The organism is Methanothrix soehngenii GP6 (assembly GCF_000204415.1).
In the GTDB taxonomy this organism is placed as follows: Archaea; Halobacteriota; Methanosarcinia; order Methanotrichales; family Methanotrichaceae; genus Methanothrix; species Methanothrix soehngenii.
In genome coordinates, this window is record NC_015416.1 from 2,583,754 (window position 1) to 2,609,110 (window position 25,357).

28 protein-coding genes are annotated in these 25,357 nt (G+C 52.3%); 16 read left to right on the forward strand and 12 right to left on the reverse strand.

What is annotated here, in order from left to right:
- Positions 1-44 precede the first annotated feature (44 nt).
- From MCON_RS12955 to MCON_RS12965, 3 genes are read right to left on the reverse strand one after another with little or no spacing between them, the layout of a single operon-like run.
- On the reverse strand, positions 45-602 hold the full coding sequence (locus MCON_RS12955; RefSeq protein ID WP_013720398.1) for a UbiX family flavin prenyltransferase: 558 nt from the start codon (positions 600-602) through the stop codon (positions 45-47).
- Positions 603-656: 54 nt separating this feature from the next.
- On the reverse strand, positions 657-1,397 hold the full coding sequence (locus tag MCON_RS12960) for a DNA polymerase beta superfamily protein (RefSeq protein WP_157863828.1): 741 nt from the start codon (positions 1,395-1,397) through the stop codon (positions 657-659).
- Positions 1,398-1,422: 25 nt separating this feature from the next.
- Positions 1,423-2,334: a deoxyhypusine synthase gene (locus tag MCON_RS12965; protein WP_013720400.1), complete on the reverse strand. Its 912-nt coding sequence runs from the start codon at positions 2,332-2,334 to the stop codon at positions 1,423-1,425.
- A gap of 133 nt (positions 2,335-2,467) precedes the next feature.
- On the opposite strand from MCON_RS12965, the gene MCON_RS12970 reads away from it, so the two are divergent.
- From MCON_RS12970 to MCON_RS13020, 11 genes are read left to right on the forward strand one after another with little or no spacing between them, the layout of a single operon-like run.
- A complete protein-coding gene (locus tag MCON_RS12970) occupies positions 2,468-2,872 on the forward strand; it encodes an NADH-quinone oxidoreductase subunit A (RefSeq protein WP_013720401.1) in 405 nt (134 codons plus the stop codon).
- The gene (locus MCON_RS12975) at positions 2,863-3,435 is read left to right on the forward strand and encodes an NADH-quinone oxidoreductase subunit B (RefSeq protein ID WP_013720402.1); all 573 of its coding nucleotides are present in this window, start codon (positions 2,863-2,865) and stop codon (positions 3,433-3,435) included. The genes MCON_RS12970 and MCON_RS12975 overlap by 10 nt, the downstream gene beginning before the upstream one ends.
- A gap of 14 nt (positions 3,436-3,449) precedes the next feature.
- A complete protein-coding gene (gene fpoD, locus MCON_RS16970; protein WP_013720403.1) occupies positions 3,450-5,162 on the forward strand; it encodes a F420H2 dehydrogenase subunit FpoD in 1,713 nt (570 codons plus the stop codon).
- Positions 5,163-5,174: 12 nt separating this feature from the next.
- Entirely contained in the window at positions 5,175-6,227 is a 1,053-nt protein-coding gene (gene fpoH / locus MCON_RS12985; RefSeq protein ID WP_013720404.1) for a F420H2 dehydrogenase subunit FpoH, read from the forward strand.
- A gap of 12 nt (positions 6,228-6,239) precedes the next feature.
- Entirely contained in the window at positions 6,240-6,821 is a 582-nt protein-coding gene (locus MCON_RS12990; RefSeq protein WP_013720405.1) for a 4Fe-4S binding protein, read from the forward strand.
- The gene (locus MCON_RS12995) at positions 6,821-7,252 is read left to right on the forward strand and encodes an NADH-quinone oxidoreductase subunit J (protein ID WP_157863829.1); all 432 of its coding nucleotides are present in this window, start codon (positions 6,821-6,823) and stop codon (positions 7,250-7,252) included. The genes MCON_RS12990 and MCON_RS12995 overlap by 1 nt, the downstream gene beginning before the upstream one ends.
- Complete coding sequence (locus MCON_RS13000; protein ID WP_048132505.1) at positions 7,239-7,502, forward strand: NADH-quinone oxidoreductase subunit J family protein; 264 nt, start codon at positions 7,239-7,241, stop codon at positions 7,500-7,502. Before MCON_RS12995 ends, MCON_RS13000 begins: the two co-directional genes overlap by 14 nt.
- A gap of 38 nt (positions 7,503-7,540) precedes the next feature.
- Positions 7,541-7,843 (forward strand): F420H2 dehydrogenase subunit FpoK, encoded by a 303-nt coding sequence (fpoK, locus tag MCON_RS13005; RefSeq protein ID WP_013720406.1) that lies wholly within the window; start codon positions 7,541-7,543, stop codon positions 7,841-7,843.
- Between the two features lie 3 nt (positions 7,844-7,846).
- A complete protein-coding gene (gene nuoL / locus MCON_RS13010; protein ID WP_013720407.1) occupies positions 7,847-9,886 on the forward strand; it encodes an NADH-quinone oxidoreductase subunit L in 2,040 nt (679 codons plus the stop codon).
- Entirely contained in the window at positions 9,883-11,385 is a 1,503-nt protein-coding gene (locus MCON_RS13015; RefSeq protein WP_013720408.1) for a complex I subunit 4 family protein, read from the forward strand. The genes nuoL and MCON_RS13015 overlap by 4 nt, the downstream gene beginning before the upstream one ends.
- A gap of 1 nt (position 11,386) precedes the next feature.
- A complete protein-coding gene (locus MCON_RS13020; RefSeq protein ID WP_013720409.1) occupies positions 11,387-12,883 on the forward strand; it encodes an NADH-quinone oxidoreductase subunit N in 1,497 nt (498 codons plus the stop codon).
- Positions 12,884-13,354: 471 nt separating this feature from the next.
- Here the strand turns inward: MCON_RS13020 and MCON_RS13025 are convergent, their stop codons facing one another.
- From MCON_RS13025 to cbiM, 5 genes are all read right to left on the reverse strand, one after another.
- The gene (locus tag MCON_RS13025) at positions 13,355-13,555 is read right to left on the reverse strand and encodes a hypothetical protein (RefSeq protein ID WP_013720410.1); all 201 of its coding nucleotides are present in this window, start codon (positions 13,553-13,555) and stop codon (positions 13,355-13,357) included.
- Between the two features lie 79 nt (positions 13,556-13,634).
- Entirely contained in the window at positions 13,635-14,468 is an 834-nt protein-coding gene (locus MCON_RS13030; protein WP_048133337.1) for an ATP-binding cassette domain-containing protein, read from the reverse strand.
- A 16-nt stretch (positions 14,469-14,484) separates the two neighbouring features.
- Positions 14,485-15,423, reverse strand: coding sequence for a cobalt ECF transporter T component CbiQ (gene cbiQ / locus MCON_RS13035; RefSeq protein WP_013720412.1), 939 nt, complete (start codon positions 15,421-15,423; stop codon positions 14,485-14,487).
- Between the two features lie 119 nt (positions 15,424-15,542).
- On the reverse strand, positions 15,543-15,857 hold the full coding sequence (locus tag MCON_RS16755) for a PDGLE domain-containing protein (protein ID WP_048132509.1): 315 nt from the start codon (positions 15,855-15,857) through the stop codon (positions 15,543-15,545).
- A gap of 9 nt (positions 15,858-15,866) precedes the next feature.
- Complete coding sequence (cbiM, locus tag MCON_RS13045) at positions 15,867-16,586, reverse strand: cobalt transporter CbiM (protein ID WP_048132513.1); 720 nt, start codon at positions 16,584-16,586, stop codon at positions 15,867-15,869.
- Positions 16,587-16,748: 162 nt separating this feature from the next.
- Here cbiM and MCON_RS13050 point away from each other — a divergent pair, with 162 nt between their 5' ends.
- Positions 16,749-17,567: a DUF5803 family protein gene (locus MCON_RS13050; protein ID WP_013720413.1), complete on the forward strand. Its 819-nt coding sequence runs from the start codon at positions 16,749-16,751 to the stop codon at positions 17,565-17,567.
- Positions 17,568-17,609: 42 nt separating this feature from the next.
- On the forward strand, positions 17,610-18,296 hold the full coding sequence (locus MCON_RS13055) for an MBL fold metallo-hydrolase (RefSeq protein ID WP_013720414.1): 687 nt from the start codon (positions 17,610-17,612) through the stop codon (positions 18,294-18,296).
- Between the two features lie 222 nt (positions 18,297-18,518).
- Here the strand turns inward: MCON_RS13055 and rtcA are convergent, their stop codons facing one another.
- From rtcA to MCON_RS13070, 3 genes are all read right to left on the reverse strand, one after another.
- The gene (gene rtcA / locus MCON_RS13060) at positions 18,519-19,562 is read right to left on the reverse strand and encodes an RNA 3'-terminal phosphate cyclase (RefSeq protein WP_013720415.1); all 1,044 of its coding nucleotides are present in this window, start codon (positions 19,560-19,562) and stop codon (positions 18,519-18,521) included.
- A gap of 169 nt (positions 19,563-19,731) precedes the next feature.
- Positions 19,732-20,955, reverse strand: a complete 1,224-nt coding sequence (locus MCON_RS13065) for a multidrug effflux MFS transporter (protein WP_013720416.1) — start codon at positions 20,953-20,955, stop codon at positions 19,732-19,734.
- Between the two features lie 110 nt (positions 20,956-21,065).
- Positions 21,066-21,653, reverse strand: coding sequence for a flavodoxin family protein (locus MCON_RS13070; RefSeq protein WP_013720417.1), 588 nt, complete (start codon positions 21,651-21,653; stop codon positions 21,066-21,068).
- 110 nt (positions 21,654-21,763) lie between these two features.
- Between MCON_RS13070 and MCON_RS13075 the strand changes: the two genes are divergently transcribed.
- Together MCON_RS13075 and MCON_RS13080 are read left to right on the forward strand one after the other, a co-directional pair.
- Positions 21,764-22,024: a PRC-barrel domain-containing protein gene (locus MCON_RS13075; RefSeq protein WP_013720418.1), complete on the forward strand. Its 261-nt coding sequence runs from the start codon at positions 21,764-21,766 to the stop codon at positions 22,022-22,024.
- Positions 21,996-22,697, forward strand: a complete 702-nt coding sequence (locus MCON_RS13080) for a tRNA(His) guanylyltransferase Thg1 family protein (RefSeq protein WP_013720419.1) — start codon at positions 21,996-21,998, stop codon at positions 22,695-22,697. The genes MCON_RS13075 and MCON_RS13080 overlap by 29 nt, the downstream gene beginning before the upstream one ends.
- Here MCON_RS13080 and MCON_RS13085 read toward each other — a convergent pair.
- On the reverse strand, positions 22,672-23,472 hold the full coding sequence (locus MCON_RS13085) for a hypothetical protein (protein WP_157863830.1): 801 nt from the start codon (positions 23,470-23,472) through the stop codon (positions 22,672-22,674). The genes MCON_RS13080 and MCON_RS13085 overlap by 26 nt on opposite strands.
- 328 nt (positions 23,473-23,800) lie before the next feature.
- Between MCON_RS13085 and MCON_RS13090 the strand changes: the two genes are divergently transcribed.
- A complete protein-coding gene (locus MCON_RS13090) occupies positions 23,801-25,228 on the forward strand; it encodes a ribulose-bisphosphate carboxylase (RefSeq protein ID WP_013720421.1) in 1,428 nt (475 codons plus the stop codon).
- The last annotated feature ends 129 nt before the right edge of the window (positions 25,229-25,357 follow it).

Below are 25,357 nucleotides of genomic sequence, written 5' to 3' on the forward strand. Positions count from 1 at the left end.
TCACCTTTTACTCGCACTGATTCGCACGGTTATAAGCATTTCCTTCATTCTCCTTCCCATCTTTTATAAAGGTCATTCTCCAGGCCCAGGAGATCAAGCACCCTTCCCACCAGCACATCCACCAACTCTGCAAGGCTTTTGGGCTGGGAGTAGAAGGCAGGGCAGGCGGGCAAGATCACTGCACCTGCCTCGCTGGCAGCTACCATATTGCGCAGCTGAATCAGGCTCAGGGGCGTCTCCCTGGGGACCAAAATCAGCCTCCTCTTCTCTTTCAGGCATACGTCGGCGCAGCGGGTGATCAGGGTATCCGAGGATCCGCAGGCAATCCCTGAGAGGGTTCCCATACTGCAGGGGATGACCACCAGGGCGTCGAAGAGATGCGATCCGCTGGCTACCGGCGCGGAGAAATCTTTGGGGGCATAAACATGGGCCGCCAGCTCCTCCACCCCTCGGGCCGGCGAGCTGGTCTCTATCTCGATGATCTTTCGGGCTGAATCGGTGATTATCAGGTGGGTGGTGCAGCCCTTCGCCTTAAGAGCTTCCAGGAGCCGGATTCCATACTGCACTCCTGAAGCCCCGCTGATTCCTACAACGATCTCCATATCATTTCCTCAACTAAGCTCGCTTCATACCGATAGAGGAACTCCCTCATCTCTTCAATCCTTTCCGGCATCCTCATCCATCTCCTTCAAGCGCTGCCGCAAGAGAAAATCGCGGAATTGATCCTCGTCGGGCAGATCGGGCAGCATGCTTTGCCTGTATGCCTCATCCAGTTGATTCATCCCCTCTTTTAACTCTTCATGAGTAGGATCGTGCATTACGGGCTCATAGCTAATCCTGGCCTCTCTCAGCAGCTCGATTCCGAAGTTGATGCTCCTCAGAGCAGTGCGATATCCTTTGCCCGGCCTCTTGACCAATCCAGCGCCGGACAATTTAAGCTGCCCGGTCTCGGATTCAATCTGGCTTTCTGCCATCCCTTTTATGGAATGATAGCTTTCCCGGCAGAGGTTTGCCTGCACAATAGCTGATAGCTCCTCCTGAAGGGCAGAAGGCATAATCACCAGGGGGCTGGTCGCATACCAGATGGCATTGATGTTTCCTTTGATGAGCAGGTCGATGAGGTGGCCGATCTCCCAGCCCAGGGTATCATAAATCCCTCCCCTTCTCGCGACCATCTCCTGGCGGATTGTGGCCGGGAACTTCTCCCCTCGCAGGATTCTCCTTGTGGGGACGGTATAGATCATAACCAGGTCGATATCGCTCGTTTCATTCTCCATCTTCCACATATGAGAGCCGACGCAGCTGATGTATTGGATCCTCATCCCCCTGCCTTTGACCGTCTGTGCTGCCTTCAGCTCCGATATGGGCAGGTCCTCAAAATCGATCTGTTCGATCATCAATGGCCGCCTTCCCTCCATATCACTATTTTTTCAGCCTCTCCAGCGCCGCCCCCACCATCAATGGTAGGGTAATTGTCGCGTCCCCGTAAACCGTCACATAGCTTGCGCTCTCCGATATCTTGCCCCAGGAGATGGCCTCGGATAGCGTTGCCCCGGACAAGCCTCCGTTCTCTGGGGTATCCGTGGTGAGCTGAATCGCGAGATCAAAGCTATTTGGTGTGACCAGCATGGACTGCAGGGTGAAGTTCTTGGGAACCCCTCCTCCAACGATCACAACTCCCGCCCTCTCACTGTTGTAGCAGATGTCGACGATCTCCCTGATATCGGCAAATGCGTCCACAGAGAGCTTTTTCGTCTGGCTGAACATCCAGGCCTGCAGGCCGATCATGGAGTCGGGAAGAGCGGGACAGAATACGGGCACCTCCATGTCGTATGCTGAGCGCAATATTGATCGCTCGTCACTTATCCTGCTGCCCAGGATGTTCAACAATTGCCTGCCGGATATAGATTCAGCGCTTTCCGGAAAGATGCTTTGCATCAGCTCCTCGAAGGCCACGAAGTCCTCATCCCTGATGAATACATCATAGATCCGGCTCACCCCTATAGTTCGGAGGGAGGAGTCATTCGATTCGGCACATCCCAGGGTGTGGCAGCTATAGGACTCTATTATATCATGCACCAGGTTCGCTCCGGTTGTCACCAGCACATCCACATGGCCGCCCCGAATCAGATCTGAGACCACATGCCTCATCCCTGCCGGGACCATAGCACCCGATAGGGTTAGAAATTTTGTAAAATCTCCAGAAAGCATTCTTTCGTATATGTCCGCTGCCTGGGCCAGCCTTCTGGCTCCAAAGCCACATTGGCTCCATCCCCTGACCAAAGCATCTATGCTCATCCCCGGCTCGATCTTTAGCTGATGTACTGCATCCATTTTATTCACCTTAATGATGATAATGCCCGCCAAATAGTCCTGGAAAATTGTGATTGAACTTATGCAACGCGAAATTTTTTCTCATAAACCTTTTATACCAGGCCTTATGTTTAGCTTTTACGGAGGATAAACAATGGCCGGCGAACCGATGGCAGTGGTTTATTATATACCACTTATTATATTTTTGATAATGGGAGCTATAGTGCCCATTGCGGCTCTGGCAGCTATAAAAATCATAGCGCCGAATAAACCTAGCCGCCAAAAGCTATCGATATACGAAGGAGGGCTGAAACCAATCCGCGACGCCAAGATCCAGTATAGCGTTCAATATTACCTTTTCGCAATCGTTTTTGTGATATTCGATGTTGAGGTTTTGTTCTTATACCCCTGGATCTATGTCTACGCGAACGAAGCCATGCAAAAGTTCATGGTCTTCGGATCAATGAATATTGCCGTCTTCGAGATGCTCCTATTCATCATTGTATTGCTGGTTGGACTGATTTATGCAATCAAGAAGGAGGCTTTGCGTTGGGTATAAGCGATGTCATACCCGTGCCTGTATGTATCGATGAGGAGATTGAGAAGTGGACTATATTCGGCCAGCCCGTCACTGAGGTCTGGTTCACCACCACTGAGAAGATCCATGAGATCATCCAGATGGGGCCCATCAAGAATATCTTCAACTGGGGCAGAAAGAATTCCGTATACTTTTTAATGCAGCCTATGGGCTGCTGTGGTGTGGAGATGTTCGTCTTCGGAGCTGCACCCTATGACAGCGACCGGTTTGGATGCATTCCGAGAAACACCCCCCGACAGACGGATGTGATGATCATCTCCGGTTACTTGACCCGGAAATACCTGCCGGTCTTCAAGAACCTGTGGGAGAACATGCCTGAGCCCAAGTGGTGCATAGCCATTGGTGAATGCGCTATATCCGGCGGGCCGTTCTATGATTCCTACAACATCATCCAGAACACAGGCGACTATTTCCCCATTGATGTCTACATCCCCGGATGTCCGCCACGCCCTGAGCAGTTCCTTGAGGGGCTCATGAATCTCCAGGAAAAGATCAAGCAGCGTAAGGACTTGCGAGACTATTAAGGAGGGATCTTTTCTTGACAAATGCAAGCGAGGTCTTAAGCTCGATCCAGTCCGCCTTCCCTGCAGCGGTATCAGACGGCAAAGTGGAGTCGGATGACAGGTTATGGGTCACAGTTGACTCCAAGAAGATCCGGGATGTATGCAAATACATGACCGATAAGCTCGGTTTCGACCACTACGCAGGTTCAGCAGGGGTCGACTGGATCGCCAGAAATGAGATGGAGGTCGTCGAGATCATGGCCAGCTATGGAATTCATAATGTAGTGGCCATGCTGAAGGTTAAAACGCCACGCGACAATCCATCTGTCCCTTCCCTTGTCGATATGTACTGGAATGCCAACTGGTATGAGAGAGAGACTTGGGAGATGTTTGGCATCAACTTCGAAGGGCACCCAGAGCTGTATCCACTTCTCCTGTCCGATCCATTGGTTGGGGTCTGGCCCTGGAGAAAGGATTTCAAGGGCTATCCCGACCTGACCACTGGAGAGAGGGCGGTGCAGATCACCACCCCCGAGGGCTATACCGAATACCGCTTCCCGCCCACTCCTGCCGAGATCGAGGCGGGGACAGTGGTGACCGAGAGGCCCAAATATCCCACATTCCGGGAGAGAGAGGAGGCCCATATCAAATCCGATTCGGAGATGATCATGCATCTTGGGCCGCAGCATGCCATGGTTCCCGGTCCTTTCCTGCTCGATATACTGGTTGAAGGAGAGAGGGTCAAGAAGGCCTTCCTCGATCTGGGCTATATCCACAAGGGCATCGAGAAGATCATGGAGAACAGAAGTTGGCTCCAGGGGATAACCTATACCGACAGGATGTGCTACGTCGCGGCCCTGAGCAACAACGAGTGCTACTGCGGAGCAGTGGAGAGGCTTTTGGGCCTGGAAGTACCCCTGAGGGCTCAATACATCCGGGTCATCTTGGAGGAGCTTTCCAGAATCCAGAGCCACCTGATAGGCACTGGCGAGTTCCTGACCCTGATCGCTGGGGTGGGCTTTGCCCCCTGGCAGTACATGATCATGGATAGAGAGAAGATCATCTCTCTGATTGAGAGCGTCACCGGAGCCAGGCTGACTCATTCATTCGTCCGCTTTGGAGGGGTAAGAAACGACCTTCCAGAGGGCTTCGACGAGCAATGCCGAAAGGTCTTTCCCTACATGAAGTCCAGGATCGAGGAGTTCATTGAGCTCTTCGCCCAGGATCCCATCTACCATGCCAGGATGGAGAATATCGGCTCCATATCGCCCGAGACCGCTAAGCGCATTGGCTGCGCTGGAAGGGTGCTGAGGGCAGCGGGCGTTCCTTATGACATGAGAATTGAGGATCCCATCCTGGTCTATCCGGAGCTTGACTTCAAGGTGGTCACCGGAACCCGTGGCGATTCGGCGGACAGAATCGATTGCACTCTAAGGGAGATGCTGGAGAGCATTCATATCATAGAGCAATGTCTGGATAAAATTCCCTCCGGACCGATAAAGACCGAGGCCAAGATTCCCAAGAAGATTCCCGCAGGCGAGGCCTACTATCGGGTCGAGGACCCGCGCGGAGAGATGGGAATGTACGTCATCAGCGACGGAGGCGACAAGCCATACCGGGTGAAGGTAAGAGGGCCTTTCTATGCTACATTCCAGACTTTGACTCCGCTTCTTGAGGGAGTATACATTGCGGATGCGGTGGCAATTGCCGGAAGCATGGACGGCTGCCCATCTGAATCTGACAGGTAGGAGGGAGAGGATTTGGACGGAATAATAGATACCATCACCCAATTTGCTGCCCAGGAGCCGGCAATATTCGCCCTGATCATAGGCATAATCGGCGCAGCGGTGCTTTCTGCCGTGGTCAATGTAGGCGCAATGCTGGTGATCTGGGCAGACAGAAAGGTAATGAGCGATTTCTGCAACCGGTTCGGCCCCAACCGGGTGGGTGGCAGATGGGGTATACTTCAGCTGGGCGCTGATGCCATCAAGCTATTCACCAAAGAGGATGTCATACCTGCAGGAGTCGATAAGGGGGTCTATGTCTGGGCTCCTATTATCGCCTCTGCCGGCACCATGCTGGTGGCTGCAGCCATACCATTTGGAGCACTGCATATCGGTGGCAAAAACTACCCCCTGGTAGTCGCCAATATGGATATCAGCGCTTTTTATGTGGAAGCAGCTCTCAGCATCATGTCCATTGCCGTCTTCATGGCCGGGTACAGCTCGAACAATAAGTACTCAATCCTCGGAGCCTTCCGAGGCATTGCCAGGATGATCGCCTATGAGGTTCCAATGGGCGTTTGCGTCATATCCGTAGCGGTCATGGCCCATAGCCTCAACCTGGTGGAGATCGTAGAAAGCCAGACCGTTTGGTATGCATTTGCCCAGCCGCTGGGATTTGTCATCTTCATGATCGCCCTGGTGACTGACCTGGGAAGAGTCCCATTCGACCAGAGCGAGGCAGAAGAGGAGATCATCTGCGGCTACAGCACCGAATACAGCGGTATCAGGTGGGGTCTCCTATACTTCCAGGAGTACAATAACTTCCTCTTGGGATCCATTCTGGTCTCGCTCCTGTTCCTGGGCGGATGGCATGGACCGATTATACCCATACCCCTTCTGGACATGGTATCGCCTATGATCTGGCTGCTCATGAAGGTTATAATCGTTATTTGGTTCATAATATTGATCAGGGCTGCTCTCTTCCGTCTGAGAATAGATCAGGTGACTGACCTGGGATGGAAGTGGATGCTGCCTTTATCCATATTGAATCTGGGGTGGGCAGTAATAGTGGGCTCATACTTTGCATGAGGTGGCTGTAAGATGTTGAAGAGAAAGATGATAAAGAACTTCACCTGGCCTTTGAAGACCGCCTCGCGGGAGATAGAAGTCACCAGGCTCTATCCCGAGTTCATGATGGAGCTGCCTGATGCAGAGAGAGGGATTCATGAGCTGGATGCCACCATATGCATCGGCTGCGGCTCATGTGCTAGAGTCTGTCCCAACAGCTGCATTGAGATGGTGCACTTCAAGTTCGGAAATCCCCTCAAGAACAAGAAGATGCAGTTTCCGCAAATCGATTACGGAAGATGTATGTTCTGCGGCCTGTGCGTGGATGAATGCCCGGTCGAATGCCTCAAGATGGGAAAGAAGGTCATCATGGCTGGCTGGGAAAGAAAGGACATCGTGAAAGGTCCTGATTTCCTGGCCACCAAGAGGTTCTCAGCCAAAGAGGTAGCAGACCTGGAGGCCGAGGCAAAGAGGATTGCTGCTGAGAAGGCCGCTGCCAAGAAGGCTGCGGCAAAAGATGCTGCAGCCGCAGGCGACAAGAAGCCAGCCAAAGAGGGAGCAAATGCAGAAAAGAAGAAGGCGGTGGCCAAACCCGCAGAAGGAGGTGCTTCCTGATGTCGGAAAAAGAACCTGAAAAAAATGTGATTAGAAGCATATTCGAGCTGCTGGTGCTTTTGCTTGCCCTCGGAGTCATCTTCGGCGGACTGGCGGTGATAATATTCCTGTCCCCCTGGTCCAAGACGATATTGGACAGGCTGCTGGACTACGATATTCGCTTTGCCATAGAGCTTTTGGCATTTCTGGCCATAGCGACAATTATTGTCCTTTTATCGGCGCTGACGGTCCTGGTCAAGAATATTGTGCATAGCGCTCTTTACCTGCTGGGAACCTTTGCTGGAGTGGCTGCGCTCTACATATTCATGAATGCCCCCTTCGTGGGTGTGGCTCAGATCCTGGTTTACATTGGTGCAGTGGGAGTTTTGATACTCTTCGCTGTGATGCTCACCAGGAGGACGATTATGGAGGAGTCTCATGGCGAAATTTAAGCTCATTATACTGACTCTGGCCTTCCTTGCTGCCCTGGTGGCTTCACTTTCGGTAACCGATTGGGGACCGGTCACAGAGCACCCGCTCGGCTACGCCCCTTCGGAGGGGATGAGGCTTCCTGAGAGCGGTGTAGGAGACATAGGGTTTGAGATCTTCACCACCTATGTCTTCTCCTTTGAGGTTCTGGCCCTGGTCCTGACCGCAGCCCTGGTCGGAGCGATCTGGGTGGCAAGAAAGGAGAACGCCTAGGGAGGGCGACAAAGAATGACAAGGAGGGAAGTTTACCGATGATACCGTTGGAGCTTTACATATTGCTGGCATCCATCATGTTCACCATCGGCTTGTACGGCCTCATCACACAGAAGAACGGAGTCAAGCTGATGATGTGCATCGAGCTGCTGCTCAATAGCGCCAACATCAATCTTGTTGCCTTCTCAGCCTACCAGCCTAATATGAACGGGCAGGTATTCGCCCTGTTCTCCATAGCGCTGGCGGCAGCTGAAGCGGGTGTTGGATTTGCTATATTGATCGCACTATACAGGCTATACGGAACCATTGACCTGGATAACATAAACACCATGAGGTGGTAGTCTTTGTATTCCGATTTAGCTTATCTGATTGTTGGGCTGCCTGTACTGGCATTTGTGCTGTGCCTCTTCTTTGGCTGGCACCTGCCCAGAGGCGGTGGATTTATCACCGTCCTGGCGACGTTAGGCGCCTTCATTATATCCTTTGGAATATTCCAGGAGATCTATCCCGGTGATATCGTCCATCAGTCGATGCACTGGTTTGGCGATTTCAATGTGGGAATACTGATAGATCCACTGTCACTGATTATGCTGCTCATGGTGTCCCTCGTGGTCACTTTGATCCATATCTACGGCAATGGATACATGAATGGCGACCCGGGCGCAGCGAGATACTTCGCCGAGGCGGCACTGTTCTCCGCTGCTATGCTGGGACTGGTCTACGCAGATAACCTGCTTCAGCTCTTCATATTCTGGGAGCTGGTGGGACTGTGTTCCTATCTCCTGATTGGATTCTGGTACCGGAAGCCATCTGCAGCAGCCGCTGCCAAGAAAGCATTCCTCACTACCCGTGTGGGCGATGTCATGTTCCTGGCGGCCATAATTGTGCTTTACAACAACCTGGTCAACCTGAACATCACCCTCAATCCAGGAGAGTACCTTTTGCAGTTCCCGGTGATCTATGCTCATATCGCCGAGATACCGCCAGATCAGCTGACTCTCATTGCTCTGGGCCTTTTGGGTGGTGCAGTGGGCAAGTCAGGTCAGTTCCCCCTGCATGTCTGGCTTCCTGATGCCATGGAGGGTCCAACCACCGTCTCCGCCATGATCCATGCGGCCACGATGGTTACCGCCGGTGTATTCCTGGTAGCCAGGATGTTTCCCCTGTTCTATGCCGCACCTCACGGCCTGACCGCGGTAGCGGCAGTGGGAGCATTCACAGCCCTGTTCGCAGCCACCATGGGCCTGACGGCGTTTGATATCAAAAGAGTGCTGGCTTTCTCCACTGTCTCTCAGCTCGGTTTCATGATGGCCGGTCTTGGTGTGGGAGCAGCAGTGGGAGCATTTGCGGTGGGCGTTTCCATGTTCCACCTCATTGGCCACTCATTCTTCAAGGCCCTGCTCTTCCTCTGTGCCGGCTCAGTCATCCACGCCGTCAATACCAATGATATGCGTGAGATGGGCGGGGTTGGGAAGTACATGAAGTGGACCATGTACACCATGCTCATAGGCTCATTATCCCTGGCAGGATTCCCCTTATTCACGGGATTCTTCTCCAAGGATGAGATCATCATGATCGCTTATGAGTACGGCATAGCGATCAACTTCCTGCCCTACATCTTCCTCATACTGGCGGCGGTCCTGACAGCCATCTACACCTTCAGAATGTGGTTCTCCGTCTTCACGGGCAAAGAGAGATCTAACTACGGAAAGCACGAGTCTCCCTGGGTTATGCTGGGGCCGCTGGTGATTCTGGCCATATTCGCCTTCGCATTCGGCTTTGCCGCTCAGCATGACTTCTACAACTATCTGGACTCCAACTTCGAGCATTATGACATGGATTTCGTTGAGCTGGGCATCATCGGAGGCCATGCGCTTATTGAAGAGCATGGTGCTGCTGCCGAAGAGGGCGAGCATGCCTCTGCTGAGGAAGGCCATGGCGCGGCTGCTGAAGGAGAGGGAAGCCATGCGATACCATTGCACATTCAGCTACTGCCCTATATTGTGGCTTTGGGCGGCATTCTGATAGCAGCCCTGTTCTACTGGGATCGGGTCAAGAAGTTCGACCCCAGCCAGGTGACCGGGGATAAGGATCCAATCAGAAAGATGCTGCTGAAAGGCTACTACCAGCATGAGATCATGACCGGCTGGATATGTGAGGGAATAGTCTACGGCACGGCTCTGATCAGCAATACGATAGACATCAAGATCGTTGATGGCTGGCTCAACTGGCTCAGCGCCTGGGTCATGGGCTTTGCAGGTCACGTGAGAAAGGTTCAGACGGGCGTGGTGCAAAACTACGTCACTGCTTTAATGCTAGGGATAGTGGTGCTGGTGATTGCAATTGCTGCTATCAGTCTGGCAATGGAGGTGGGCCTGATATGATCTCAAACGCGCTCTCGTTGATGATACTCCTTCCCTTGCTGGGAGCGATAGTATCCTTCTTTGTGGGCACAAAGGCCAAGTTCGTGGCTCTGATCGCCTCGCTTGCACCTCTGGTGTTATCCCTGCAGATGTACATGGAGTTCGATAAGAGCTCAACTATGATGCAGTTCGTGGAGAGCTACAACTGGGTTCCATCCATCGGAGTCAAGTATACCTTGGGCGTCGATGGCATAGGATTCCCCCTGGTCCTCCTCTCCACCATAGTCACTGTACTGGTGATAATATACTCCTGGGGAGAGACAAAGAAGCCCAATCAATACTTCGCCCTGCTTCTCTTAAATGAGGTGGGAGTGCTCGGAGTGTTCACTGCACTGGACTTCTTCCTGTTCTACATCTTCTGGGAGATCGTTCTCATCCCCATGTTCTTCCTCATTGGATCATGGGGCGGACCGAGAAAGGACTATGCAGCAATCAAGTTCTTCATCTACACCCACGTGGCCAGCCTGGTGATGCTCCTGGCGATATTCGCTCTGTATTTCACCTACCAGCTGCCGGACGGATCGAGAACCTTTGATATGCTGACATTGCTGAAGGCCACCCAAAACCCGGAGATATTCCCGCCGGCCCTGCTGAACATCATCTTCGCAGGACTGCTGCTCGGGTTCCTGGTCAAGATGCCCGCATTCCCCTTCCATACCTGGCTGCCGGATGCCCACGTCGAGGCTCCGACCGCCGGCTCAGTGGTGCTTGCTGCGCTGCTGCTGAAGATGGGCGGGTACGGTCTGTTCAGGATCATAGTGCCAATGCTGCCCAGCGTTGACAAGATCTTCGTGACCATAATCGCCATCATAGCGGTGCTCTCCATCGTCTACGGAGCATTCCTGGCGCTGGCACAAAAGGACATCAAGAAGCTTGTGGCCTACTCGTCAGTTAGCCACATGGGGTTCGTAACTTTGGGAGCAGTGGCCCTGGTGCCATTATCCATTCAGGGTGCCATGTTCCAGCAGTTCTCCCACGGAATCATTACCTGCGTCCTCTTCATGTCCGCCGGCACCATTCAGCACGTTGTCGGCACCAGGATCATTGCAGACCTGGGAGGACTGGCTGATCGGATGCCCAAGTTCGCCGTTATCATGATGGCCGGGTTTATGGCCTCCTTAGGCCTGCCGGGCATGAGCGGATTTGTGGCTGAGTTCATGACACTGACCGGTGCTTATGCCACCCTTCCCGTATACGTCATGATAGTGGTCTTCCTGAGCATAGTGATCACTGCGGCCTATCATCTCTGGGCCATGCAGAAGGCCATGTTCGGACCGATTTTGAGGAAGTATATGGATGTACATGATCCGCATGCCTATGAGCTGTTCAGTATGAGCATGATCATTCTGCTCACTCTGCTCTTCGGCCTGCAGCCCGGTCTTATGACTGACATGATGGGCACAGCAGCAAACCAGCTATTGCAGCCGGTTGTAACCTTATCTGAGATGGGGGTGATCTGAAGTGGACTTTTCTCACTACGCACCCCTCTGGGGAGAGGCGTTATTGACGGCACTGGCAGTGCTTATACTGCTGCTGGGGGCCATGATGAAGAACAGTGGAAAACTTCCAGGCTATCTGAGCCTGGCCGGGCTGGTCGCAGCCCTGGGGCTGGTGGCAAGCAATCTCTTTATTGCCCCCACCCTGTTCTTCTTTGATACCATATCGGTAGATGCCCTGTCCCAGTTCTTCAAGGCGGTCTTCCTGATTGTGTCCTTGCTGGTAGTGATAGCATCGCTATCCAAGTACACGGGAAAGGGCTCAGACGAGTTCTTCGCTCTGCTCCTCTTGGCCACTGTGGGCATGATGATAGTCTCCAGCTCGGTAGATCTGGTGACTCTGTTCGTGGGCTTCGAGCTGGCCAGTCTGTCCACCTATGCCATGGCGGCGTTTGACAAGACGAAGAAGAACCTGGAGGCGGCCATGAAGTACTTCATCTATGGCTCTGTCTCCTCGGCGTTCATGCTCTTCGGCTTCTCATTGCTCTACGGCATGACCGGATCGACTAGGCTGGCAGACGTCGCAGCAGCATCTGTAGAATCATTCGGTGCAGCGACATTGGTCGCCCTGCTATTCGTCATCGCCGGGTTTGCCTTCAAGATGGCTCTGGTGCCATTCCATATGTGGGCTCCCGATACCTACGAGGGAGCACCGGCCCTGGTCTCGGCGCTGCTTGCCGCAGGTTCCAAGAAGATGGGATTTGCCGCGGCCTTCAGGGTTCTCCTGATCGCCCTGGTGGCCATGAGGGTGGAGTGGTATCTTGCTTTCGCCATACTGGCAGCAGTAACCATGACCCTCGGAAACCTGGCCGCTTGCTGGCAGAATAATGTCAGGCGCATACTGGCATACTCCTCAATCGCCCAGGCGGGCTATATTGCCATCGCATTTGTGGTGGTAGGTGCAGCCTACGGTGATGCCCCGGTCAATGTGCTGAACCTGGGAATGTTCCCCGCGGATCAGCTGGGCATTGCTGGAGCCTTGCTCCTGATACTCGGTCATGCCCTGATGAAGACCGGAGCCTTCATCGGCTCAGCTCAGGTGGCCTCGATGGTCTCCAAAAGCGATGCAGAAGATCCGGATGATATATCCAACTATGCAGGTCTCGCAAGCAGGGCGCCGGTCACGGCGTTTTGCATGCTGATCTTCATGTTCGCCCTGGCGGGAATTCCGCCCACGGCAGGATATATCGGCAAGTTCGTGCTCTTCAGCTCGGCCATCTACTCCGGCCTGGTATGGCTGGCGGTTTTAGCCATCCTGAACAGCGCTCTCTCCCTGGTGTACTACCTGAGGATCATCAGCTACATGTATCTGAAGGAGCCCGCCGGGCCGAAGATCGCTGAGTCGAAGGGATATATGGCGGCACTGGTTCTGACCATGCTAGGAGTCGTCTATATCGGTGTATTCCCCGATCAGTTCATCAACTGGGCACTGCAGGCAGCAACAGTACTGCTGCCTCAGTAATTTCTTTTTTATCTCATAGCAAGAAACGATTCAAGTTCGCCTTTTCGGGAATACCGCTCCTCCGCAGGATAGATCGGCAAGGTCGCGGCTTTAGGCTTGGCCATATGCTCCGGGCTGGCAGCAATTTTTCTCCTGCCTGCTTATTCCTCTTTTTTTTGTTTCGCTATTGATCTATGTTGATCGCCTGAATTTCGTGCAGGCGTCAATGGCCTTATCTACTTCGGCCTACAGTGCTTCGTTTGCAGATCCGAGCAGGCCTGAAATTAAAAAGTCTTTTATGGTGGCTACTTTATTCAGCTTTATTACCGAGTTTAGCTTAGACCGGACTCATCAAAAGAGGGTGTTCCTCTGTTTCCAGGACATCGCAAGGAGACGGCATTATTGGAGTCTTCGAAGATATGCAGGCAATCGTGGTCTCATTCTCGATATTATCTTCGTAGATAACCAAAGCAGGCCGCAGCTTTCCTGGAGTCAGGTCGGAATTTGGAAAAGGAACGAGTATCTATATCGGACTTTCAAATCATCAACTGTATAGATATCAGGTTCGCTCGCTAAGAACTCATGCAGAGATCTCTCTGAGAGGATCATGAGCGACTTGGTGATGTCCTTGGGCTCCTCCCGGTCGTAGTCAAGTTTATGCTTCTGGTCTTTTCGCTCCAAAACCTCGCACATGATTATATCCCTCATCTCTTATTATTTAAATCATGATCGCTAGGCTTTGGGATTGAAATAATTTTTATAAAAGTTCATCTTAGCTCTTCAGATGAACATGAGTATGCCCCGCATCATGGTCATGCAGGTGCTCATGTACGAGCTTGCCGTGGATATGCATGTGCTCATGCACCAGATTGGATTCCATAAGGAGCTCATAATTGGAGAGAACTCTATTTGGAGTGTCATCCAGCTTGATCCTGTGGTCCTCACCCATTACAATTGACCTCTTGCTGATCATATCCATGATCTCTAGGTCGTGTGTAGCAGTGATGATGGTCTTCCCGGCATGAGATAGCTCTCTGAGAAGTTCTATCAGCCAGAGCTGGGTTCTGGGGTCAAGGCCCGCGGATGGCTCGTCCAATAGCAGCACATCGGGATTGTTCACCAGGACGGTGGCAATGCAGACCTTCTTCTTCTCCCCACCGCTCAGGGTGTGAGGCGCTCTGTCTCGCAGCTTTGCTATCTGCATCATCTCTATTATATCCTCAACCCTGGCTTTCACCTCCTCCAAAGGTATATTCAGCTGCAATGGGCCAAAGGCAATCTCCTCGAAGACCGTGGAGGAGAAAAGCTGGATGTCGGAGTTCTGAAAGACAAAGCCCACCTTTGTCCGGAAGTAGGTCCTGAATTTATTCTCCTTTATGGAGTCGAAGACCTCCTCGGTTACCGGATGGCCGAAGGCAAAAAAGTCGCCGGCCGTCGGATAGACCAGGCCGTTCAAGACGGCGAGCAGCGTTGACTTGCCGCTGCCGTTTGAGCCGATGATTGTGACCTGCTCTCCCCTATTGATCTTGATTGTGATATCCTTTAGGGCCTCGATCTTTCCCAGGTAGGAGTAAGATACATTCCTGAGGTCAAATATGGTGTCCATCTTCTCTTCCATGCTCCTATATCCGAGGGATATTCTGAGAGATCAGAAGGAGCACAATGCCCAGAGATATAGCTGTTGCCCCGGCGAGATAGTCACGATTCCTGAATTTGAATTCCTGCATAATATGCACCTCGCCGTTAAAGCCTCGGGAGGTCATGGCCATATGGACTTTCTCGCTCATGTCCAGGGATCTGATCAGGGTATAGCCCATCCTCCCTCCCATCCACTTCTGCTCGTCGAACAGCCCTCCTGCCCGGATGGTTCTCGCCTTCTTGGCGATGTACATCTCTCGCACCAGCTCCATCAGGAGGAAGATATAGCGATAGGCCATCTCCAGGGTGAGGACATACAGCTTTGGAACGCCCACAGATCTCAGGGATTTGAAGAGGACCTGCTTGGAGGTGGTGATGAAAAGCAATACTACTGCCGATACGCATGCTGCCACCCTCATGGTGAAGATCACAGCGGCTACAGTTCCCTGGCGGGTTATGTAGATCGATTCTGGAAGGGAGAACGGCCCCAGGTGAGCTCCCGGTCCGAGGATTGCCAGGTGAATGAGAGGGTCTCCCGGAATGAATATGTTGAAGATCATGGGCAGGGCAATGATCCCAGCGAAAACGGGTATGAACAGCCACACCCTCTTGATGAAAAAGAGCACATCTATTTTGCTCAGATATGCGAAGAGCAGGGTGAGGAGATAGATGAATATCAGGACATTCAGATCTCCAATCAGGCTGGTTGCGAATACGATGGCCAGAATGGAGATCAGCTTCGCCCTTGGGTCCAGGCTTTGCAGAACGCCGGGCAGGCGGGAGCTGGCCTCAGAGACGAATGCCTCCTCCATGAAGCCTAATATCCCGTCTATCGTCTTTCCCACAAAACCCTTTTTGCCCTGGGCTGTCTCTGGAAACTGAAGTGGGCCAGCATCTACCTCTCTCATCCAATCCGGAATCATATGCTCCTTTTGTTACAGCCTACTGGTTGGAATGCTTTGTCCTCACAGGCACTAGCCGATGAGCGGTTATGTCCAAAGCTAGCGGATATCCTGGCCGACGTCTCCCTGGAGGGATAGTACTAATCCTTTGCGATCCTCTTTCCCAGAATGTATAGCAGGCCGCCTCCAATGATAACTCCTATCACCGCGGAGAGAATGTACGCCGCAGACGCTGCGGTCATTGAGTCTCCCATCCCGGGCAGGGCATAGTCTGGCATTGGCGCGCTCCAAAGGGATGAAAGCTCCTCTAAGCCTTCTGGAACATAGCCTATCTTCTCCTCTAGCTCCTCATTTCCCCATTCTCCAAAGGTCTCTCCCACTGCCAGCAGGCCAAGTGGCGCAAGGATGATGAGCGCAGCCAGGCCTACTATCAGGTTCCTTGTAGTCTTGTCCATGCTCTTTCCTCACAACGTTCCTGCCCTTCCCATTTTTATCCTCTCTCTAGCGGATAACTCACCATAAAGCAGGGTGGCATCGGTCTTTTGAATATAGGCGAAGATCAAAGCAGTTACCAACGCCTCGAGAATGGAAAATCCGAGCGCGTGCTCCAGTATCATTGCAGGCATGGTGATATTCAGGGAATAAGGCATAAAGACGGGAATTCCTTCTGCCGTTTGATGGAGGAGGGGTTGGATTCCGAACATGAAGCCGGTCAGAGCTGCCGCCAGGGTGAGCGATACATATCCTGCTATTGCTGCGGCAATGACCCTGCGTGAAGATGCGATATTAGTGCTTCCGCTCACTATCCTGTAGATATAATAAGCGGAAAAGGGCATCACTACGGCCATGTTGAAACAGTTGGCAGCAATGGCTGTGATCCCCCCATCTCCAAATATCAGGGCCTGCAATACCAGGGCCACCGTCACTGATATTACCGCTGCCCAGGGTCCCAGAACTATTCCTATTATCGCTGCTCCCACTGCGTGGCCAGTGCTGCCACCAGGTATTGGAACATTGAACATCATGATCACGAAGGAGAATGCCGCGGAGAGAGCAAGCAGGGGAACCTGCCTTGATCTGAGTTCGTTGCCCAACCGCCTTCCGGCGTAGATCCATATAGGGATCATTATTATCCATAATGCACCGTAAGTATAAGGCCCTAAATAGCCATCAGGAATGTGCATAGAAACACCCTTGGGCCAATTGTCCTTGGGTTATAAGAAGATATCGGATTCGTATATTATGTGTGAAAATTTTGCATCTATTATCATAAGATCATCTTTTTTCCTAGGGCAAAAAACAAGCGAGCATTTGATAAAGCGGTAGCGCTATTCAGAGTATGAAAGATGACTGAGACTACCACTGAAAAGAGCATACTGCTTCTGATCGCCCTGATGGCGGCCATTCTCTCTGCCCCTACCTCCTCTGCTGAGATCAAAGGGCAGACAGACGGGATACACGAGGGCACTGCCGACTTTGATCTCTCTGAATCCATAAACAGCACTGCGAACAGCATCGCCCCTGCAGAGCATAATGGATTCACAATTTATAATGCCACAGCATCTATGAACGGCGGCGCAGATGGGGAGTTCAACGGCACAGTATATCGTCTGGGCGAGTTGGTGACCGAGGTTACAGTACCGGTCAATGCCAGCCGGCTTAATCTCACCCTGCCAGAGAAGGTGGATAATATCACCCTTTATGATGAAGCCGGAAGAATGGTTAAGATAAATAGCAGCCAGAGTTTCTGGCAGGGAAACTACATCTACAGCCTGGACTTTGAAAGGCATGTCGAGGGAAGGCTGGTCTACAACTTGACTTCACAGGGCCAGCAGTTTGTGATATCAATCCGAGATAAAGGACCGGTAAGAGTAATCCTGCCAGAAGGATATGCCACTGGAGACCGCCTGCTGGGAATAGCCTGGCCCCCACCTGACATGATCGCGAGCGCAGAAAAAAAGAGTGCTCTCACCTGGTATAATACCACTAAGGTATCCTATATTGAGGTGAACTACTATCGAGATAATGCCCGTGAAGCCTTGGCGATAATCATATCCATCCTCGCCCTGGCAGCGATTGCCCTGCTCGTTGAGTATTACTTCAGCATCAGAAAGCTGAGATCATTGAGGATGGAGAAGGAAGAAGAGTCCATGAAGAAGAATTAACCCGTCCCAATAGAAATTCGGATACAATCAAGGGGATGTGCAATGAGTAAAACAATAACCATTTGCGATGGGATCTATGCTGTGGGGGGACCGAATCTCTCCCGTTCCGAGGATGCATATGTCTATCTTGTCGATGCAAAGAGCTGTCTGGTTTTAATAGACGCTGGTGTAGGATATGGAAATGATAAGATAGAAAAGAACATCAGATCTCTGGGCTCCGAGCCAGCACAGGTCTGGCATATTATTGCCACCCACTGCCACATCGATCATATCGGAGGACTTCACCTCTGGCGGGATAAGTACGGCAGCAAGATCATTGCCCATGAACTGGACCGGGCTGGCATAGAGGGCAAGAATAATGAGCTGACGGCCGCCAGCATGTACGGGGTTGACTACCGGCCGGTCATGCTTGATACCATCCTCTCTGGCGAGCATAATCAGATCCGTCTGGGAGAGATGGAATTTAAGGTCCTTCACACCCCCGGCCACACTCCTGGAAGCATCTCGGTTTATATCGATACCCCTGAAGGCAGGGTTCTCTTCGGCCAGGATATACACGGCCCGTTCTCTCCCTCCTGGGATTCTGATATGGTGGAGTGGAGGAGATCGATGAGAAAACTCCTTGACCTTGAGGCCGATTTTCTCTGCGAGGGGCATGCTGGGATCTACAGAGGCGAGGAGATCAGAGAATATATTGAGGGCTATTTGAGAAGATATAGCTCGAGCTGAGTTTCTCTTTTTTTGGCTCTTCGCTGAATTATGTGGGTGAGTTCAGGCAGAGAATATGGCCTCTGTTCCTCTGTGCCTCTGTGGTTAGGTCAGTGCATCGCGGTTCACCACAGAAGGCACGGAGACATAAAGTTTTTCCGATTTACGTTCACCCATGACAAATAGCGAGGAGCCCTTTTTTATTATTACTACCCTGGCTTAATCTATAGCCCGCCATCAGGCTCAAGCCTCGAGCACCATAACTTCCTTTCCTGATATATCTTTTTGCGAGATCGATATCTTCCTCTCCAGAAAATGCTCTGCAGTCCATATATTAGTACTGGTGTGCAGGGATATCTCCCGGGTGCTATAGCTACCTCCTGCCAGGGCTAGATAGGGAATCAGCTGATCGGCCAGATGAACATCCACAGATGCGCCAGATGCAAGCTCCAAAGCCAGCTCCTCTGCGGCGCTCTTTCCTACCCTTTCTGCAGGAAGACCTCTCTTGCCCAGGCTGCTGGCACCAATATGGACTCTGGGAGAATCCGACCAAAGGGTAATGCCGCTACCCGTTGACGGCAGCCTGAGGACCTCCAGGGCTATGTTGGCCTCAAAGCCTGCCTCCAGAAGAGCTCCGGCCGCTGCATCCGCCTGTCTTTTGGCCACATTCTCGGGCAGGTTTGAGCAATGGGATATTCCGGAGATTTCCATTTCAGATCGATCGCCGGAAGCGTTCCTGACGCCTGTGCTCTCCAGATGAGCGGCCTGGAGTTCCGAGGGCTCGATACTGCAGACCACATTTCCCTGGCCATGGGGGTAGTATCCTCTCTTCTCCAGCTTCAGGCTCGCTTTGGCCCCGAAACGCTGCAGAGCGGGCAGGAAGACGTTCTGGAAGTAATCGACAGTTGGCGACCACTGCACATCAGTTCCACCCTGAACCGATAAGGTTGTGGGTGTATTGGCCCGAAGCAGTGCAGGGAGGAGACATTGAAGGAGAAGAGTCGCGCTTCCGGCAGTCCCTATGGAGATCTCATAGCTGCCACCTTGAATCTCGCCGGGAGAGAAGCTGATCTCTGATGATCCAGGGCTGATGCCTGAGGTCTTGGCCTGGCATATGCTGGCCAGAGCAGCAATAGCATGGGCATGCTGAGCTGCCAGTCCGGGCTTTGGACGGCCTTGCCTTATCTTGCTTATGTGGACCGATTTCCCAGTGACCGCACAAAGTGCCACAGCCGTCCTGACGATCTGGCCGCCCCCTTCTCCAAAGGAGCCGTCTATCTCAATCATAATAGATCCTTTTTTTTTAACAGGGCAATTTCCATCTTATGCGTAGATTGCGAACAAGTTAAACCTTTGCCGGGAATATCCAATGCGAGTTGCCAGGGGGCGATGAAATCGCAATTTCTCGCGGGCTTGAGACTGAACCCGAGATGAAATCGATTCTGCCACTGTTTTATCAGGGAATCTGCTTTACAAAAGGCCTATTTGACAGGAGAAGCCAAAGGCAAAGACACAATACCCCCACCAGGATATTCATCAATCCCAAGATCCGAATGGTATTGCTCCACTCCTGAGAGATGACGGTCATGCCCATGCTGCCCATTAGAATCCCAAAACAGCTCATGAGAGCAGAGGCAGAGCCGGTATCTTCCTCTTGTTGCTCCAGCATCAGATTTGCGCCCGGGGTCCGGATGCAGCTTCCCATCGTCGTCGCCGGAAAAAGGCATAATGCGAATATCCAGGGCTGAAGGCTGCCAAGATGGTACACCAGCAGCCCTCCGAGAAATGTAGAGATGAAGCCGGCGATGATAATCGAATAGCGGCGAAACCTCTTAGATAGACGCAGATAAAGCATGGGCCCCCCAATCATCCCCAGGGCATTGAAGGCGAAATAGAGGGAAAAGAGCTTCTCGCTCAAGCCGAAGCCGTCTATGTAAATGTATGAGGATGAAGCGATGAAGGCCATAGAGGAGAAGCTGAGCAGGGAGAATACGATTAGCAGAGATAAAAATCCAGGGTTCTTCAGCACCACTGCCAGCCTCCCGATGGACTGGCTCAATGTACCGGTATATCTTGTATTTAGCGTCTCCACCAGGGCCAGGCTACCTGATAGAGCGACAAATCCTATGACTCCCAGGACCACAAACACTCCTCTCCAGGATGTGAACCCTAAGAGGAGCGCTCCCAAGACTGGTGCCGCCATGGGTGATATGAGGACCATGGAGGAGACCCAGGCCAGGATCATCTCCCGGTTGCGGCTGTCGTACACATCCTTTATCATTGCCATGGCCACCGCGGAGGCTGAGCTTCCTCCAATAGCCTGGAGGATGCGAAACGCGATGAGTTGATTGATATCCTGGGAGATGGCACAGAGGAATCCTGCCAGAGAATAGATGGCAAGGCCAGCTATCAGAATGGGGCGCCGGCCGTATTTATCGCTCAGGGGCCCCCAGAAGAGCATCCCCGCGGCAAAAACGATGAAGAAGAATATCAGCGTGAGATTGACCTGCTCGGCTGATACCTGGAAATATTTGGACATGCCGGGCAGGGCAGGAAGATAGAGATCAGTAGATAGGGGAACGAATGCGCTCAGAAATGCGATGAGGGCGATAAGGCCCCTGTTGCCCAGATATTTCTGTCTCCTGCCCCCGGAGACAAAGGCTGATTGGGAATCCGTCATCTCTTGGGCAATCTCCAGCCCAAAATCCTAATCCATGGCATCTCTGTGCTCGATATCCGAATGACGGACATCCAAGCGGCCGGAATTATTACATTCAATTGCAAGAGGCTTCAGTCTCCCTTGATGGTCCCATCATACTCCTTTTTCAAGAGCAATAGATCGCACAGCTTATTGGCACTGGCCACCACAGTCTTTCTGCCGATGCGGTCCTCTGCTGCTGGCCGAACGGCAATGCCTCCAAAATGAGCATCATCACCAACCACTATCATTCCCTGGATGTGCATCCAGGCGTGAATGCTCTCCAGGGTCTTCTCCTGGCCGCCGTTTCTGGAGCCACCAACGGCTATCGCGCAGCCAATCTTATTCCTGAGCCTGAAGCCCTGCCTGCGGAGGGGAATGGTCCGGTCGAAGATCGCCTTGAGCTGGGCAGTGACGTTTCCGAAGTAGACGGGCGAGGCCACAATTATGCCTTCTGCCTCTTGCATTGCCCTCAGGACCTTGTGCATATCATCTTTATTGGGACAGGGTTTGCCTTTGCTGCAGTCTCCGCAGTCGCTGCAAAAATCAAAATTCAGCTCTGAGCAGAGCAGCCTTTCCGTCTGAAAGCCATATTCAGCAGCTACCGCCAGTGCCTCGTTTAGCAAGAACTCGGTGTTGCCGGCCTTCCTGGGACTGCCTGAGATGCCTACTATTTTCATTATTTCTTTCACAGTTCAGTAGATTGCAGGAGACGAATATATGCTTTTGCGGTTCGACCTGCCGATGGCAAAGTTAATATCTAATACCCTAATTTTATTATGGGATTAAAATGAATGCTGAGATCACATCGCTTCTGGAACAGGATGTCTATACTCAGAAAGGCATCTATGTGGGCAGGGTGGACGATGCCGTCTTAGATCCTGACAACGGGGTGGTAAGCGGACTGGCTTTGGGAGACGTCAACCGGGATCTTTTCGATAGCAAGGGCAAAGGGATCGTCATCCCTTACCGCTGGGTCACTGCTGTCGGCGACATCATAATAATCAGGCACCTGAGTAGAAATGCAAAGGCTGAGCCAAAAGTCAGCTAACTGGGAGATCTATTCCGGTCTTCGGGCCCGTCCCCCTCTGGTAGCAAGGGCAGATGGCCGGGGCTTCAAGAATATCCTGGCTGGATTCAAGAAGCCTTACGATGCAGGCTTCGCGAGCGCAATGGCATCCTCAGCCAGCGGCTTGTTCGAGGATTCGGGGCTCAGTCCTCTCCTGGCATTCATGTTCTCCGATGAGATCAATCTCATCTTCCTGGCTGCTCCCTTTGGGGGACGGATAGAGAAGATAGATTCCCTGGTCGCGGGCTCATTATCTGCTGCTCTCTCTCTCCAGCTAGCAAAGCCCGTCTCAATGGACTGCCGGACCATTCCCCTGTGCAAGGCCGAGATCAGAGAATACCTAATTGAGCGGCAGAACGAGACCTGGAGAAACCATGTCTTCTCTTATGGATTTTATATGCTGCAGGATGAAGGAATCGATCCGGCCGGAGCCATGGAGAGGCTGCGGGGAATGAAAGAGCATGAGATTCATGAGCTGGTCTTCCAGAGAGGAATAAACCTGGCCAAGACTCCTTCCTGGGAGAGAAGGGGAATAATGATCTATCGCGATGAAAGAAGAATCTTGCAGGATTGGGAGCTGCCTCTCTTCTCTTCTCGAAAAGGGGAGGAGCTGCTGGCCCGGATTATCATCAGTCGCTCTGGGAGAGAAGGGTGAAGTAATTCTTTATAATCTCTCTATTCTCAGGAGGAAGGCTCTCAATATAGAGTTCTGACGGCACTGCTGCTGCCTCTCCTGCTTGAGACTGCTGAAAGACCCTCTCCACGGGTTTGGTATTTGTGGGGATGGAGCCCGCGCCCGTTCCAGGAGATAGGACTAAAGGAAGCTTATTCTCGTTCAGGACGGCGAGAGATGGATTGCCAAATAGGTTTTCGCTCAGATTCATGTTTTGGCTTATATCCGGCTGGGGTTTATCCTCCTGGAAGATGCCGGCGGCTCTGTCCTTCAGCTCGATGATCGACTGGAGATCTGCGGTCTCGACAAGATTTCCCTGCGCTAAGAGCGCCACCACTGCTGAAAGGAGGATGGCAGTCATCACTCTTCCGCTCAGCTGTCTTCTATCCAGAATCTGGGAGGGTTTGATTCCTGCCAAACTCAGTTTGAGCTCCTCGGCCAGGCTCTGCATGGGAAGAGAATCAAGATCTTTGTTGTCAAAGGCGGTTTTAGCTTTCTCAGATAATTCCGAGCCTAAAAGCGGAAAGACATCAGCCTTCTTGCGTCTCTTGAAAAAGGTGGCTAGAGCAACTCCTGAAATTATGGAGACAATGGCAGGCAATGCCGATAGGATAAAGCTATCCTGATAGTAGAATTTCATAAGAGTGGTCAATCCCAGATACTGCATGAGGGCATAGATCGCGATGGCGATTATAATGGCGTTGAGAGCCCATACTGTTCGCTCAAAACGACGATATTCCCTCATCAGTCGAGCCAATGGTCGTAGGAACTCATAGTGCCCATTCACATAGTTTAATCTGATGATGCGGATAAGTAGTTTTTGGAAGTTCAGTCTGCCCTCCCCCCTGGTCATCGGATGAGCAAGGGAGTGATAAGAGTTTAGGGCTGGGAAAATTCATCTGCGGACAAGAGCGGCCGATTTGTTTGGATTAGATGTTTGAGGATGCGTGTTTTTCTCCCGATGCCATGGTCCTGTCATGGTTCTGTCATGCTCACCCAACTTCACGATGCGGCTTGAATTGCCGATGGAAGAGAAACATCAAATATATGCAATGGCCTAAATGGAGAATCGGAAGGTTTTTTCAATGATTCAAGAAGAACTCTCAAAAACGCTCAATCCGAAGCAGGTCCAGTACATGAGGATGGATCTTCCTGATCCGAGGAACGGCGAGTATCTTCTGGCTGTGTTTCACCTGATCCCCAGCGGCGAGCTCAACATTATGCAAGCCGCAGCCGAGGTCGCAGCTGAGAGCTCAACAGGCACCAATTTTGCCGTGAAGACCGAGACTCCCTTCTCAAGGGTGATGAACGCCCTCGTCTACAAGGTTGACATCGAGAAGAACCTGGTCTGGATCGCCTATCCCTGGCGCCTGTTCGATAGAAACGGCAACGTCCAGAACATCATGACCTACATCGCCGGGAACGCCCTCGGCATGAAGGAGATCAAGGCTCTCAAGCTCCTGGACATCTGGTTCCCCCCCTCCATGCTGGAGCAGTACGACGGCCCAAGCTATACACTCGACGACATGAGAACCTACCTCAATGTGCACGACAGGCCGATACTCGGGACCATAATCAAACCCAAGATGGGGCTCACCTCTTCGGAGTACGCCGAGGTCTGCTATGACTTCTGGGTGGGCGGAGGCGACTTCGTCAAGAACGACGAGCCCCAAGCCGACCAGGACTTCTGCCCCTACGACAAAATGGTCAAGTATGTCAAGATGGCAATGGACAAGGCGGTCAAGGAGACGGGGAAGAAGAAGGTCCACTCGTTCAACGTATCCTCGGCCGATTTCGACACCATGATCGAAAGGTGCGAGATGATCAGGGAGGCGGGCTTCGAGCCGGGTTCATACGCCTTCCTCATAGACGGCATCACCGCCGGGTGGATGGCGGTGCAGACGCTGAGACGGAGGTATCCGGATGTCTTTTTGCACTTCCACAGGGCAGGCCACGGTGGCTTTACCAGGCCGGAGAACCCCATTGGCTTCTCAGTGCTAGTGCTCTCCAAGTTTGCCAGGTTGGCAGGCGCATCAGGTATCCACACCGGGACGGCAGGCGTCGGCAAGATGGCAGGCAGTCCCGAGGAGGACGTAACTGCGGCGAGGAACATCCTGAAAGTCGAGGGAAAGGGTCACTTCTTCACCCAGAACTGGGGAAGGATCCCGCCGCAGGACGACGATGCCATCAAGATGGTCGAGATGGACGATGCTCACCACGTTGTCCTGGAGGACGACTCCTGGCGCGGCCTCAAGAAATGCTGCCCGATCATCTCTGGAGGACTAAACCCGACGCTCCTCGAGCCTTTCATCGATGTCATGGGAGGAATCGATTTCATTACGACCATGGGCGCGGGTTGCCACGCTCACCCGAGAGGAACACGCGCTGGTGCGATGGCCCTTGTGCAGGCATGCGAAGCCTACAAGAATAAGATCGACATCGCGGACTATGCGAAGGATCACAGAGAACTCGCCGAGGCGATCGAGTTCTTCAGCAAGAAGAAAAAGAAGTGATCTTTTATATCCAGTTGATATTTTTTATTTTTCCTTTTTCATTAAGCCACAATATCGCAAAGCCCAGAAGCCAAGCCGTTAGGAGTAAGTTTGTAGATCTTACCACCTAAATCAACTGTTACATGATTT